Below are 13,389 nucleotides of genomic sequence, written 5' to 3'. Positions count from 1 at the left end.
TACGGAATATCCGTCAGCTATCGCAGCTTTCGGGCTCGCACTTTTTTTCCTTTCAGCCTGTTTTCACGCAGAAATTTCATGCTTCGTTTCACACTGCGTAGCTTAATTGCCACGTAGGAGTGATTCGCTGCGATCTGAATTTTACCAATATCTTCAGCTGGCACCTCAGCCTCTTTGCTGAGTGCGCCAAGAATATCTGTAGGCCTGAGTTTAGCTTTCTTACCGGCGTCAAGGTATAGCGTCACTAAGTCAGGCGTGACAATGCGGTTTAAATGAAATCGTAAGCTAGCGATACCTTTAGGTTTTGCGTCTATTGCCAGCTCTTCACAACACCTGCGCCATGTTGGCTGTTCATGGTCTTCAACTAGTGTCACACAGCGGCCGCTGGCGCCTGCCCGGGCTGTGCGACCAGCTCTGTGAACAAGGGTCTCCTGATTATCCGGCACCGTGACATTCAGCACCATGTCAACGTGCTCAATATCGAGTCCACGGGCTGCAACGTCTGTCGCTATCAATAGGTTGCAACTGCCATTGGCAAAACACGCCAGCACGTCACTTCGCGCCGCTTGCTGCATATCGCCATGCAAGGCCATACAGGCAATGTGCATCTCCTGTAAATCAGCGGCAAGGTCTCTTGCCATCTGTTTGGTTGGGCAAAACAGTATTGCAGAACTCGGTTGAAATTCACTCAATATCGCTGCCACAGCGTTAGCTTTGCGACTTTGCTGATTATGAAAGCTGAGAAATTCGATGTCCGGTGCTGATTGAGTATCAGTTACATCAATACTTATTGGTTCTTGCAGCCACTGCTGACAGGCCGGCTCTATAGCGCTTGGAAATGTTGCAGAAAACAGCAGGGTCTGCCGCCGTACGGGCAACATCCCCATGATATCAATAAGATCTTGCTCAAAACCAAGGTCCAACATGCGGTCAGCTTCATCTAGCACGACCTGCTGCAAAGCATTCAGGTTTATCCGTCGCTTTCTCAGGTGAGCCAGCAACCTGCCCGGCGTCGCGACGATGATGTGGGAGCCATGTTTAAGTGACTGAATTTGTGGACCAATAGGCGTACCACCACAAATAACCTGCACCTTGGTGTTGGACAGTTTACGGGCCAGCTGTCTGATGCTATTAGCCACCTGCTCGGCAAGTTCACGGGTAGGACAAAGTACCAACGCCTGGGGAAACGGCACCTCAACGTCCAGTCGCTGTAAAATACCAATCGCGAATGCCAGTGTCTTGCCACTACCGGTCGCCGCTTTCGCCATCACATCCCGATGCTTGAGGATCTCAGGAATTGCTTGCTGCTGCACGGGCGTCAGCTCGGCAAACCCCATTTCAAGGAGTTGCTGCTGCAATGGCGTAATAAGATTCAACGCCGCAAGTTGCGAGGCAAGACTCATCGTGTATTTCTCGTTACTTTTTAGACCAAAGATTTACTACGCCGTTTGCTTCATGCATCGGGCCAACCTGGTCCTGTTGATAGATAGTTAGCCACTTGTCCACTATCGACTGATAATCACTGGTGGCCTTAAATGCTTTAGCCGCATCCTGAAAATGTTTAACTTCGCTGCCACTACTGTCCAGTTTTGACATAACCAGATACGTGGTGACCAGTTCGTAGGTATATAACCGTTTGAGATCGCTACACGCTTTTTGCAATCTTCGACAAAACAAAACCAACCCGAAATCGGAAAAAAATAGCCCGTCTACCTGCTTTTCGACCAGAGCATCAACGGCATCGAGCCAGGTAGGATATGTCTTAACATCGATATCCGCAGCGCGCAGAATTGCTTCTCTAAAATCACCTTTGAGCACAGCGACCGAGCCGAACTCTGACACGTCAGACAGGACCCTGAACTTATTTTCTGCTGCACGCCCATAGATCCCGTATACGTTTGCGGTTATCGGCGTTATCCAATGATATTGGGATTCTCTTTCCGGCGTTCTGGCTAACGCAAAGACAAACACATTAGGCTTAACCCGCGCCTCTTTGAGAATACGTTCCCAGGGCGCCGCTAACACCATCTGGTCGACCCCAGCGTAGTTGAGGATCCCTTCCACTAATTCAACGGTGTATCCGGTAGGCCGACCTCTTTCATCCAACTGACTAAACGGTGGCTCAAGGTTGGTTAAGACCCAGTATTCGTTACCGTCTATTTGCATCGTATTGCTTTGTGCTCGTAAGAAAAAACACAAGCACAGCGACGCCACCAGCCAGCGCCACTGGCGAATTTCTATCCTGAAGTGTCTCGTCCCTGCTTTACATGCTATACAAAACGTCAACTTTGCTGCAGTTTCCAACTCACTGTTTCACCAGCAAAAAACGGTACAATAGGCTCACCGCTTGGCGGTGTGATGGAAGTTGGGATCTGCCATTCCTGTTTAATCAGTGTGAGGGTTGATGTGTTACGCGGCAAACCATAAAAATCAGGCCCGTAATGGCTGGCAAACCCTTCCAGTTTATCCAGTGCGCCGAGCTCTTCAAACACGTGAGCATAAAGCTCAATCGCGCTCCACGCACTGTAACAGCCAGCGCAGCCGCAGGCATTTTCCTTTTTGTGCTGCTCGTGTGGCGCAGAATCTGTGCCCAGGAAGAACTTGGGCGAGCCGCTGGCGACAATATTTCGTAACGCCTGCTGATGCGTATTACGTTTCAGCACCGGCAGGCAGTAGTTATGAGGCCTGATCCCGCCCACCAGCAAATCATTGCGATTAAGCAACAAATGCTGAGGCGTAATAGTTGCCGCCACGTTATCAGAGCTGGCCACAACGAAATCAACGGCATCTTTGGTGGTGATGTGTTCAAACACGACTCTGAGGTCGGTAAATGTGCTGACAATCTTTTGCAGATATTTGTCGATGAACGCTTTTTCACGGTCAAAGATATCAATCTCAGCCTCAGTCACTTCACCATGGACCAATAACAACATGTTTTGCTGCATGATTTCTTCAAATACCGGAAACAACGCGTCAATGCCTTCTACCGCGGCGTCTGAGTTGGTCGTGGCACCAGCTGGGTAGAGCTTACACGCCGTTACCCCGGCAGCCCTGGCGTCTTTAATATCCTGTCGCGTCGTTTGATTAGTCAAATACAGTGTCATCAGGGGTTCAAACTCGGCTCCTGCAGGCACCGCCTCCATGATCCGCTGCTTATACTCCGTCGCCATTTGCGCATTCACCACCGGCGGAACAAGATTCGGCATCACGATAGCACGTTTAAAACAGCGCGCCGTTGCAGGTACCGTCTCTTTTAACATATCGCCATCGCGGAAATGCAGATGCCAGTCATCTGGTGAAGTAATGGTGAGTGTTTGCATAATGATCTGACCCAAGTAACCAAACCTGCGCATTATGCCTGATTGCAGCTCTGCTGAGAAATACCATCTGGGCTTTATTGCACGTTTGCAGTATTTTACTTATTCATAGTCCTGAATTAATCCACTAAAAGCATAGACCCTTCACGCCATGTCTCAGCGCATTAGTCTGCTAAATCTCATTGCATCATCCCGTCGAGGGAGAGCAACCCGATTCGTGATAAGTCTGGTTGATTCGCTTCTGGGTATCCGACGTATGGATGCTCTTTATCGACAACACAATATGCAGGGCCTGAGTAAAGAGGACTTTGCTGACCGACTGTTGCAGATATTGGATATAAACCTGCAAGGACTAGAGGCACTGACCGAGAAAATACCCCGCAGCGGGCCCTTGCTGATCGCCAGCAATCATCCATTTGGTGGTCTGGAGGGGGTGATTTTGGCCAGATATATCGCAACCGTGCGACCCGATTTAAAAGTGCTGGCCAATCAGGGTCTAAAGCTATTCCCTGAGCTGAATGATTACTTCATTTACACCGATCCTCTGGCCGAGGGTAATCCCAAAAACGCCGCGTCTTTGCGTCAGTCTGTCAAACACCTGAAACAGCAGGGCGCCCTGCTGATATTTCCTGCCGGGCGGGTTTCCTATTTTCGACAAGATAAAGGACGCATCACCGATCATCACTGGAACCGGATTACAGGGACCCTTATCCAGCGCACACAGGCAGCGTTTTTGCCGGTTTTTGTCGACGGCCTTAATAGTCCATTGTTCTATCGTCTGGGACGTGTTTATTACCGCTTCAGACTGTTGATGCTGGCCAGAGAACTTCTTAATAAACAAGGTGCGACCATCTCAATTGCCTGCGGTTCACCTGTACCGTCAGAGAAGCTTTGCAAACAAGCTGACAGTATTCATCATACTGTTGTATGCCGTGCGTTGTGCTATGCACAGTCGCCACAGTGGCGCTACAGCTGGCCACCTGATGCAGTAACCCAGCATCAACCGCTGGCTGCCCCTGTCTGTACAGATACCATTGAGCGTGAGCTCGCGTTGCTGCCAGCGCACCAGCACCTGTTCGACTATAAACACTTTGCCGTGTATTACGGCACGCAGCAGCAGCTTCCAAACACGGTTCGGGATATTGCCAGACTAAGAGAGCTGGTTTTTCGTCAGCATAATGAAGGCAGCGGTGCGCCAATCGATACTGACCATTTTGATGCAACGTACACACAGTTGTTTGCATATGACCGTAAGTCACGTCGGCTTATCGGTGCTTATCGAATGGGCCAGACGGACCATTTGCTCAAAAAGCAAGGGCTTGACGGTTTATACCTGTCACGAATGTTTGATTTTCAGCCCGATTTTATTAACCAGCAGCAACCCTGCCTGGAGCTCGGCCGCTCTTTTCTTATACCTGAATACCAACGAAGCTATCAGGGTCTGTATCTTCTATGGCGGGGAATCGGCGCATTTGTGTGTAAGTTTCCTTGCTATCGCACACTGTATGGCACGGTGTCATTAAGCAAACTGTACGATCCACGCAGCGTCGCGCTGATAAGAGAAATACTGGTCCAGCACCCTGACAACGTGAACCCGCGCTTCCCTTTTATGTTCGACTTACACCCGGAGTGTCGGGATGCCGTCAACTCCAATGATATGACAAGTGACCTCAGTGCATTATTGGCTGGCATTGAGACGGATGGGAAGGATATCCCCGTGTTATTGCGACACTACATGAAACTGGGCGCACGGTTTCATGCTTTGGGACTGGATAAAAATTTTAACGATACGCCCGGACTATTATTAAGTGTTGATCTCGATAACGCTCCTGTAAAACTGATGAAATTGTATATGGGTAACGGTTTTCAGCAGTTTTATCGTAGCTAGCTCAACTCATAAGCTGTTTAAACCCATCCCGATAACGTCGGGACATATTGACATTGACACCCGATTGTAATGTCACAACGGCATCCCCACTCGGTTTAGCCTCGATACTTTGCACGAAATGGATATTGATACTCAGTGAGCGATGTATACGATGAAACCCTTTCTGTGCGAGCCGTTCAGTCAGCGTCCCCAGCGTACCGCGGAAGGGATAAATACGTCCTTTACTGTGTAAATTGACGTAATTTCCGGCCGATTCCAGATATTCAATGTCAGCGACTTTGACCAGAAACTCTTTATCCAGTTTTTTCACCAAAAGGTGTTCCGGGCAACTGGACTTGTTTTCTGTTTGTAAGTCTTCACTCTCTTCACCCTCTTCTGCAATAAGAGAAGCATCTCCTTTTAGTCGGCGATAGACAAACTGAAACACATGAAACAGGACGTAAACCAGCACATATCCCCAGGCGTCTTTTCTGTATTCATACAAGAACTCCATTCCTACATCGCCAAAGTTATAGTGCCCTCCGACGAAGTGATAGACCGCTTTTCTCATGACCACCATGAAAAATATGTGTAATGCTGAAAATATTAAGGTGCCAATAAGATGTGCGACGACTTGAGTGACAATGCCGGTAAAACGAGGAGGGTAGCGGCGAAACCATAATACAAGCAATGGCAACAGCAGAAAGGTACTCAACGCGCTGGTATATTCCCAACAAAAAGGTTCCCATAAGGCAATCGCCGGTTCACCACCGCGGTTTGCTTCCATCCATTCAGACGTAGCATTGATAGTGTTATTGATGAGAACGTATAGAGCGAACGCGCAAAAACCGTAAAGCTGCGGGTGTCTGTCCAGCTTATGAATCCACAATGTGTTCATTTTTTTATCCCTCAAAGCCACCGCTTATCACCAACGCTCATCAGTTCGTCATCCAGCACTGGAAAATCGCCATGCATCTACACGACTCTTAGGCCAGGCATAAACCATCGAGTATCCACATGCAAACCGACAATCCATTCATTTCCTGCGGGCGGCGTTACGACGTCGACTGGGTGCGCAGCCTAGCTTTCATCATACTGATCTTTTATCACGTCGGCATGTACTATGTCGCCGACTGGGGCTGGCATGTAAAAAGCCTACAGCAAAGCGTTTTATTGCAGGAACTGATGATCCTGACCAATCCATGGCGTATGAGTTTGTTGTTTGTTGTATCGGGCATGACATTAGCGTTGATTCAACACAAATACAGCGCCCCGCAACTTATCAAGGTACGTAGCAAGCGTATTCTTATACCGTTAATTTTTGGCATGCTGGTGATTGTACCGCCACAACTTTACTTCGAGCTGCGACAATCGCAGTTATTTGATGGAACTTACGTTACGTTTCTCGGTGAATACGTAAACCTTAACACTCAACTTGCTCCGCACAAGCCGTCTCCTATTGGCCTGCTGACTTGGAACCATCTGTGGTATCTACCTTACCTGTTTTGTTACTCGATTGTGCTGCTGGCGCTACGTCCAATTATCGATATTGTCATCAGTGATCGCTATATCCAGCGAACTCAAGGCTGGTATTTCATTGCGGCAATGTTACTGCTGTTTTGCGCTGCCCGGATACTACGAGCAGACTTTCCGACAACCCACGCACTTTTGGATGACTGGTATAATCATGCACGTTATTTTCTCGCTATGCTGGCCGGATATACCCTGGTAAAGCTGCCACAGGTATGGTCCAGCGCTATCCAGCACCGTAGACGGCTGCTAATAACGGGTGTTATCACTTACGCATTTTTTATTGCAGACCGAAACGGGGCATTTCCGCTTTTTGCCCAGTGGTATCAGCAATATGAAACCGTGAAATTGTCTTATTCGTTAATTGTTGCTGCCAACAGTATTGGCTGGATAGGCGCGGCGATTGGTTTTGCCGGGCACTATCTGAATAAGCCAAGCGCAACATTGCGTTACCTGAATAATGCGATATTACCGTGCTATATCCTCCATCAGACCTTGATTATCCTGCTTGCAATGTGGTTGCTACCACTGGCATTGCCAGCATCAATTGAGAGTGCATTAATCATCATGTTAACGGCGATGGGGTGCGTGTTTGGCTATGAAATAATTCGGCGAATTACTGTCCTGAGGTTTTTATTTGGCCTACCAAAACGAGTTTCAACGCACCTCAATAATGATTATCAGCCGTACGGGAGCATTGAAAATCAATCGAAAGTTTAATGGTATGCAAGTGCGTGAAATCCTAATCTTAATGAACAAGAGTCGAAAAATTTCTGTTTGATTTGAAGTTCCTATTATTGTTTCTGATCCTCATAGCGACGTCAGCATCTGCGGCTGACGCTATGACAGTGCGCACCTGCCTGATGAATAATGACTTATTTCCACTCTGGAGAGCACCGGGAGAAGAAAGCAGCTCTCTACCTGGTATCAATATTGAGCTTCATGAGGCTATCGCAGAAGAGTTAGGGTTCGTCATTGAATGGGTAAGAGCACCGTTTCCTCGCTGCCTGGTATTACTCAGAAACCATGAAGTAGACATGTTTAATGTCGCCAGCTATCGGGCAGATAGGGAAAAATACGGTAAATATCCGACACGTGATGGCGACATCGACCATGCTCGCAGGCTTAAAAGCGACACCTATGAGGCATTTGTAATCGATAAAGGTGCTGTGGACTGGAACGGAGACGCGTTTACTGTGCACGACAGATTACCCGTAGCGATAGAAATAGGCGCTTCTATCCGCAGCTGGTTAAATGAAAGAAACACCCGAGTGTATGAAGTAAGTCGTCCACAGCAGGCATTCGATATGTTAGCCAGAGGTAGGGTTGCGGCAGTTATCACCAACCAATTCAATGGCATCCCATACTTGGATAAAGGAGTAACCCAACTAATGCCTTCGATATCAGAGAAGTCATATTTCATCATGATAGCGGATGAATTTTATGAGCATCACCCGCTCTTAAGTGAACAGGTATGGGATGTATCGAAGATTGTCAGAGAAAGGATATACGGACAGTTACTGGTCAAATACAGTAATCTGAATGGCTGGCCGCCCCTATCCCCTACCGCAAACTAGGTCTTTTTGACATATTTAGACGTCAGCTTCATCGCGCCTAGCCCATCGATTTTACAATCAATGTTATGACCGTCTTTGCTGTGGTCCGCGTCAAGTAGCCGGATGTTTTTTACCTTGGTGCCGACTTTCACCACAGATGAAGAGCCCTTAATTTTCAGGTCTTTGATTACGGTAACGGTGTCGCCATCCGCCAACAGGTTGCCATTGGCATCGGTTATCCCCTGCTCACTGGCACTCTGCTGGTCTGCGTCAGTCCACTCAAATCCGCATTCTGGACAGATAAACAAATTGGCGTCCTGATAAACATATTGGGACTGACATTTCGGACATGGAGGTAAGGATGACATGAGCAAGTCTCTACATTTTCGTGGCGCAAGTCTAACAGGTTGACGGAAGGCTGGAAACGCGATTTACCCCGCCGCACGTCGCACATGACTGAGTGTCGCAGGCGCAACACCCAATCCGTCAGCAACGTCGACACCCTGATATCTTCGCATAATCGCAATCATCGAAAAATGATGGATAGCGTGGCTGGATACAAACATTAATTCTCGGCCCAGCGAAGAGTACACATGCTCATCAGACTGATCAGACAAAGAAACTTCTGATATGACAGTTAACGGCGCATCAAGTTGAGCATCGCTTAATGTCAGCAGCCATTGCCGTATGCGTTGCAGAACATTAAGTGCAGCATCAACCTCACTGGCGACCGGAGACTCTCTGTGTCGCGTATTATAATTAACTGACTGGCTTCGCTCACTGGACAACAATGCTAGATAATGGTCGGTAATGTGACGAATATGCTGTCCTATGCTCGCCTCGAACAGTACTGAATTGACGTCTGTGTAGTGCTCATCAGTGATGTTCGTTAATAGCTGGACCGCCTGATTAACGACGTCGACGTGATCTTTTATCATGTTTTACCTGATAACCCGCTTTACCCACATCGGAGTCTGCTTTGATGGTGAGACCCGGCGACGACCGGCTTTCTTTCACAATGTTAAGCATGTCACTGATGACTGACGAAAATCAACTCATCAACCGCAAAGCCCCATTGTTTAGCCTTAATTTGCAATTTTTCAAGCGTATCAGGTGCGAGCTCAGGTGTGCGTGATAAGATCCACATGTAGTCAGTATCTGGTCCTGTCACCAACGCATATTGGTAATCATCCTGATCGAGTTCAGCGATCACATAGCTCGCATAAAAGGGACCAAAGAAAGACACTTTTAAATGGCCAATGCTGGCATCTTCCACGAAATACGCTTTACCCTTTGCTTCTCTCCACTCACCTTTTTCGGTGTCGAAACCTTTATTCAACACGTCGATGCCACCATCATCACGCACAGTGTAGGTGGCCGATATCTGCTCAAGTCCTCGTTCGAAAGGATGGTCCAGCCTGGCTATTTCGTACCAGGTTCCTAAGTAACGATTAAGTTGAAAGTTATTAATCGGGCTGACGTTCTCTGGCACGGAAGTACAGCTGGCTAACACTATACACACCAGACTCAACAGGCTGCGTTTTAGCATAATAAAATTCTCAAAGGTTTCACTCACTAGGAGTACAGCATGGGTGCGCAAAATGACCAGAGAACATGTATTTACAAATTCTCTGCAATGCGATTTATCGTTGTGATTATAGATTCTGCGCCGGGCGCATCTTTACTCAAGAACAAATGTACCGGCAGCTGCTGGATTTGATAGAAGTGGAATTGTTGCTCCGGATACTTGGCATTTTCATACTGAAAAGGTCCGTAATAACCCAGTACACACTCTCCCCGCTCGAAAATTAATGCCTTAATGGCATTTTCATGAGTCTGCGCTTCCACCGTGATTTGGTATCCGTCTTTTCTGGTAAAGGTTTTATCCGTCCCGTACGTGTAGCCTGAAATCAGAATCACGGGATAACGCTTCAAATCAGAGAATGAGGAAATAGATAAGTTGGGCTGCAAACAAATCGCACCGAGTTTAATGGTGTAAACGGGAGCATCGCTTTTAAAAAACTTTTCGGGCGTTGGAATAAATGAATCGATCACTGTACTAAAGTCAACTTTACCCTGCTCGATATACAACTGTGCCCTCTTTGCCGGCAGCTCCACTGCATTGTAGTGAAGATCGACCTGCTTAAACAGGCGCTCAACACGGTCTGCGATAAGCCCCTGTACTTTTCCATCAACATCGTAATGGTAAGGCGCAAAATTAACGTATCCCCAGGTCAGCGACCGAGACGAATTAGCTACACTGCTTACACAAAAACACACAGATACTATGTACAAAACAACACGAATCAAAACAAGTTGCCAACGACTCTTTAATAACGTTTGCCACTAGTGTAGACCAGCCAATAAGCAGAACACAATGCGCTCTGGCTTATGATATTCAACCACCGCAATCGTATTCACTGCATCTTCACTTCAATAAGCACTACACTGTGGTGTTTGATGACAAGTGAAAGGTAAACATGATGACGACTCACGCCTTGCAGCACTATCTGCCTGACAGTTGCAGACTCGTTTCCGGCTGCATGCATCTTGGTGGCGAATGGGATAACTCAGCAATTACACAACAGCATATCAGTCAGGCGTCTGAATTGATTGATGTATGTACTGAGGTGGGTGTTAAAATCTTCGACCACGCAGATATTTACACGCTGGGTAAAGCCGAACAGGTTTTCGGTGAAGTATTCAAGCGCCATCCATCCCGTCGTCAGGAACTATACTTACAATCTAAGTGCGGTATTCGCTTTGACGACGACAGCGGCCCCAAACGATATGATTTTTCAGCGCAGTGGGTAGAGCAGTCCGTAGAGGGAAGTCTACAGCGTTTACATACCGACTATCTTGATATACTCATCCTGCACCGACCTGATCCGCTGACGGACAGAGACGAACTTGCCCGTGCATTACAAGACTTGGTAAAGCATGGGAAAGTCAGACATATTGGCGTATCGAATATGCACTGGCACCAGATCTCCTATCTGCAAGAGGCGCTTGATTTACCCATTATCGTTAATCAACTAGAACTTAGCCTGGGGCATCTAGACTGGCTTGATGAAGGGGTTACCGCTGGCAACAGACAGGGCGTGGATATCAATTTTACTGCTGGCACGCTGGAATACTGCCAGAGCCATGGTATACAGCTGCAATCATGGGGCAGCCTGTGCCAGGGCAAGTTTTCCGGCAAAGATACCAGCAATGAACCAGAAACCGTCAAGCAAACAGCCAAACTTGTCAGCCATCTGGCTGATGAATACAAGGTATCTGCTGATGCCATCGTTCTTTCGTGGCTGTTACGTCATCCCGCTAATATTCAGCCTGTCTTGGGCAGCACTCGCCCTGACAGAATCAAAGCGTGCGTTAAAGCACTGGATATAACACTTAGCAGAGAGCATTGGTATCAACTCTATGTTACTGCCAGAGGGGCAAGACTACCCTGAACGCATATTTTTTTACTCAGAAACAATTCAGAAACAAACATCAGACTGGAAAGCGATATAGTGTTTATCAGTTAATACGCAGCCCGTATTAATGCTCTCACCCTTATTAGCCCGGCATTCGTGTCGGGCATTTTTATTTGTAGCTCACGCCATTAACTACGTAGGAATATTTGCCAATTCTATTCGCGCAATACGCTGGCAGCGACTACGATTAATAGTGTAGCCATCAGGAGATCATGCACTGTGGATAAAGTCGAATTCAGATGCCCGCATTGTTTCCATGACAATACGGTAGAGTGCGAAACGATTAAAGAAATGTATCATGAGCACATCTTTACCTGCGCTCGCTGCAAGCATCCTGTTGATGTGATATGTGCTGATGGCCCCAATGATTCATTAAATGTCATTGCCAGCTGTGATGAAGACTGAACTGACAGGGCTTAATATCGGGTTTCTAATATACTAAGTTTGGCCTGATACAAATGTTGCTCAGGCGTGAACGCTGCAAGTTCATACGCCTTCTTGAGCGCCTTGTGCGCATGTCCCGTTTTACCCAAACTTAAATACGCCTTTGCTAATCCAAAGTGTCCTTCATGCAGGTATGGCGCATTTTCAACGGCTCGAGAAAAGTATTTTGTCGCCAGCCTCAATTCTCCCTTGGACAAGTGTGCTTCGCCAATGTCCAGCCACTGATATGGATTGTCATCTTCTATGTGCTGAATGGATTCACGTAAATTTGCTGCACCGTCCTTGTCACCTTGCTTTTCTAGAAGGGTCGCAAAGTTACTGATGAGATTGACTGACCCTGCACTGTGCTGTTGTGCATACCGGTAAATCTGCAAGGCTGCATTTTCATACCCTGCCCGTCTGTGTAATACCGCCAACGAATTTAATGTTTCAGGATTGCGTGGCGAGATTGTATGGGCACGTTTAAGCAAGCTGTATGCAGTATGGTTTTCGTTTTCAACCATCGCCTCGGCTGCAAGGTTCTGATAATACATCGAAACGAAATCGTGATAAGTGACCTGTCCGCCAGAAATATTACCCCGTTGAGGAAAGTAATCGATAACCATTCTGGGTTTGCGCAGCACTACGCTACCGTCTGGCGACTCGAAATCTGATTGATAAACAAAGGTTCGCACATGGGAAGAGATGGTCAACAAGTCACCGTGGCGCTGATATACGGGAGGAGCGTTCACCTTCTGGTACTCCACTTCCAGCCCCGCAAGCTTGGCAAGCGACGTTGTCAATATTGCCAGAGACAGGCAATTGCCTTCATTTGAATGATAAGCATGTCTGGCATTGTAGGTTTCGCCACGATAATGAAAACCTTCTATCGACGCTTCCAGGTATTCATACAAACGCTTGTGGCTGGGTACGTGCTGACGCTCTGCTGCATAAAAGAATGCAAGGAACTGCTGTTTCTGCACATCATCCAGAGTGAAGATATCGTGTTCAGACTCAACCGCTACGGTCTCAAACACCCCTTCTGGCAAGACAAGCTGAGTGGTGTGGCCGTAAGCTTTTTTTGACGAATCTACCGGTTGCTGATAAACAGCGCATCCCGAAAGGTGCAGAACAAACCAAACCGCCAAACACAGTCTACTGAACATATGTCACGCATACAGTTGCATCGATACCTGTCTGCAGGTTACCTGCAAATT

Annotated in this window: 14 protein-coding genes; 5 read left to right on the top strand and 9 right to left on the bottom strand. The window is 47.4% G+C overall.

Annotation, left to right across the window (positions count from 1 at the left end; genetic code table 11):
* Positions 1 to 17: 17 nt before the first annotated feature.
* The 3 genes from dbpA to pyrC form a co-directional block, all read right to left on the bottom strand.
* The gene (gene dbpA / locus G441_RS0112815) at positions 18 to 1,403 is read right to left on the bottom strand and encodes an ATP-dependent RNA helicase DbpA (RefSeq protein WP_026376725.1); all 1,386 of its coding nucleotides are present in this window, start codon (positions 1,401 to 1,403) and stop codon (positions 18 to 20) included.
* Between the two features lie 13 nt (positions 1,404 to 1,416).
* On the bottom strand, positions 1,417 to 2,166 hold the full coding sequence (locus G441_RS0112810; protein WP_051275585.1) for a substrate-binding periplasmic protein: 750 nt from the start codon (positions 2,164 to 2,166) through the stop codon (positions 1,417 to 1,419).
* Between the two features lie 116 nt (positions 2,167 to 2,282).
* A complete protein-coding gene (pyrC, locus tag G441_RS0112805) occupies positions 2,283 to 3,320 on the bottom strand; it encodes a dihydroorotase (RefSeq protein WP_026376723.1) in 1,038 nt (345 codons plus the stop codon).
* 148 nt (positions 3,321 to 3,468) lie between these two features.
* Here pyrC and G441_RS0112800 point away from each other — a divergent pair, with 148 nt between their 5' ends.
* Positions 3,469 to 5,205: a lysophospholipid acyltransferase family protein gene (locus G441_RS0112800; RefSeq protein WP_026376722.1), complete on the top strand. Its 1,737-nt coding sequence runs from the start codon at positions 3,469 to 3,471 to the stop codon at positions 5,203 to 5,205.
* A gap of 1 nt (position 5,206) precedes the next feature.
* On the opposite strand, the gene G441_RS0112795 is transcribed toward G441_RS0112800, so the two are convergent.
* On the bottom strand, positions 5,207 to 6,082 hold the full coding sequence (locus G441_RS0112795) for a LytR/AlgR family response regulator transcription factor (RefSeq protein ID WP_026376721.1): 876 nt from the start codon (positions 6,080 to 6,082) through the stop codon (positions 5,207 to 5,209).
* Between the two features lie 119 nt (positions 6,083 to 6,201).
* On the opposite strand from G441_RS0112795, the gene G441_RS18645 reads away from it, so the two are divergent.
* On the top strand, positions 6,202 to 7,434 hold the full coding sequence (locus G441_RS18645; protein WP_051275584.1) for an acyltransferase family protein: 1,233 nt from the start codon (positions 6,202 to 6,204) through the stop codon (positions 7,432 to 7,434).
* Positions 7,435 to 7,556: 122 nt separating this feature from the next.
* Entirely contained in the window at positions 7,557 to 8,291 is a 735-nt protein-coding gene (locus G441_RS0112785; protein ID WP_026376720.1) for a substrate-binding periplasmic protein, read from the top strand.
* Here G441_RS0112785 and G441_RS0112780 read toward each other — a convergent pair.
* From G441_RS0112780 to G441_RS0112765, 4 genes are all read right to left on the bottom strand, one after another.
* Entirely contained in the window at positions 8,288 to 8,638 is a 351-nt protein-coding gene (locus G441_RS0112780) for a zinc ribbon domain-containing protein YjdM (RefSeq protein WP_026376719.1), read from the bottom strand. The genes G441_RS0112785 and G441_RS0112780 overlap by 4 nt on opposite strands.
* Before the next feature lie 63 nt (positions 8,639 to 8,701).
* The gene (locus G441_RS0112775; RefSeq protein ID WP_026376718.1) at positions 8,702 to 9,208 is read right to left on the bottom strand and encodes a DinB family protein; all 507 of its coding nucleotides are present in this window, start codon (positions 9,206 to 9,208) and stop codon (positions 8,702 to 8,704) included.
* Between the two features lie 92 nt (positions 9,209 to 9,300).
* Positions 9,301 to 9,819, bottom strand: coding sequence for a lipocalin family protein (locus G441_RS0112770; protein WP_034475103.1), 519 nt, complete (start codon positions 9,817 to 9,819; stop codon positions 9,301 to 9,303).
* A 71-nt stretch (positions 9,820 to 9,890) separates the two neighbouring features.
* Complete coding sequence (locus G441_RS0112765; protein ID WP_169726080.1) at positions 9,891 to 10,565, bottom strand: substrate-binding periplasmic protein; 675 nt, start codon at positions 10,563 to 10,565, stop codon at positions 9,891 to 9,893.
* Between the two features lie 188 nt (positions 10,566 to 10,753).
* Here G441_RS0112765 and G441_RS0112760 point away from each other — a divergent pair, with 188 nt between their 5' ends.
* Both G441_RS0112760 and G441_RS19690 read left to right on the top strand, forming a co-directional pair.
* Positions 10,754 to 11,725 (top strand): aldo/keto reductase, encoded by a 972-nt coding sequence (locus tag G441_RS0112760; RefSeq protein WP_026376715.1) that lies wholly within the window; start codon positions 10,754 to 10,756, stop codon positions 11,723 to 11,725.
* Positions 11,726 to 11,968: 243 nt separating this feature from the next.
* Entirely contained in the window at positions 11,969 to 12,154 is a 186-nt protein-coding gene (locus tag G441_RS19690; RefSeq protein WP_026376714.1) for a hypothetical protein, read from the top strand.
* A gap of 11 nt (positions 12,155 to 12,165) precedes the next feature.
* Here G441_RS19690 and G441_RS19930 read toward each other — a convergent pair whose 3' ends face one another.
* Positions 12,166 to 13,338 carry a tetratricopeptide repeat protein gene (locus G441_RS19930; RefSeq protein WP_051275583.1) on the bottom strand — a complete coding sequence of 391 codons (1,173 nt, stop codon included), beginning with the start codon at positions 13,336 to 13,338 and terminating at the stop codon, positions 12,166 to 12,168.
* Positions 13,339 to 13,389 lie beyond the last annotated feature (51 nt).

Origin of the sequence: Aestuariibacter salexigens DSM 15300 (genome assembly GCF_000429145.1) — a bacterium.
Classification (GTDB): Bacteria; Pseudomonadota; Gammaproteobacteria; order Enterobacterales; family Alteromonadaceae; genus Aestuariibacter; species Aestuariibacter salexigens.
This window is presented reverse-complemented; position numbering and strand designations above follow the sequence as displayed.

What these genes read in the sequence shown, in the direction of transcription:
- G441_RS19930 (WP_051275583.1), bottom strand. Translation starts at nt 13,338, where the DNA reads ATGTTCAGTAGACTGTGTTTGGCGGTTTGGTTTGTTCTGCACCTTTCG.
- pyrC (WP_026376723.1), bottom strand. Translation starts at nt 3,320, where the DNA reads ATGCAAACACTCACCATTACTTCACCAGATGACTGGCATCTGCATTTC.
- dbpA (WP_026376725.1), bottom strand. Translation starts at nt 1,403, where the DNA reads ATGAGTCTTGCCTCGCAACTTGCGGCGTTGAATCTTATTACGCCATTG.
- G441_RS0112785 (WP_026376720.1), top strand. Translation starts at nt 7,557, where the DNA reads ATGACAGTGCGCACCTGCCTGATGAATAATGACTTATTTCCACTCTGG.
- G441_RS0112780 (WP_026376719.1), bottom strand. Translation starts at nt 8,638, where the DNA reads ATGTCATCCTTACCTCCATGTCCGAAATGTCAGTCCCAATATGTTTAT.
- G441_RS18645 (WP_051275584.1), top strand. Translation starts at nt 6,202, where the DNA reads ATGCAAACCGACAATCCATTCATTTCCTGCGGGCGGCGTTACGACGTC.
- G441_RS0112800 (WP_026376722.1), top strand. Translation starts at nt 3,469, where the DNA reads ATGTCTCAGCGCATTAGTCTGCTAAATCTCATTGCATCATCCCGTCGA.
- G441_RS0112760 (WP_026376715.1), top strand. Translation starts at nt 10,754, where the DNA reads ATGACGACTCACGCCTTGCAGCACTATCTGCCTGACAGTTGCAGACTC.
- G441_RS0112770 (WP_034475103.1), bottom strand. Translation starts at nt 9,819, where the DNA reads ATGCTAAAACGCAGCCTGTTGAGTCTGGTGTGTATAGTGTTAGCCAGC.
- G441_RS0112810 (WP_051275585.1), bottom strand. Translation starts at nt 2,166, where the DNA reads ATGCAAATAGACGGTAACGAATACTGGGTCTTAACCAACCTTGAGCCA.
- G441_RS0112775 (WP_026376718.1), bottom strand. Translation starts at nt 9,208, where the DNA reads ATGATAAAAGATCACGTCGACGTCGTTAATCAGGCGGTCCAGCTATTA.
- G441_RS0112795 (WP_026376721.1), bottom strand. Translation starts at nt 6,082, where the DNA reads ATGAACACATTGTGGATTCATAAGCTGGACAGACACCCGCAGCTTTAC.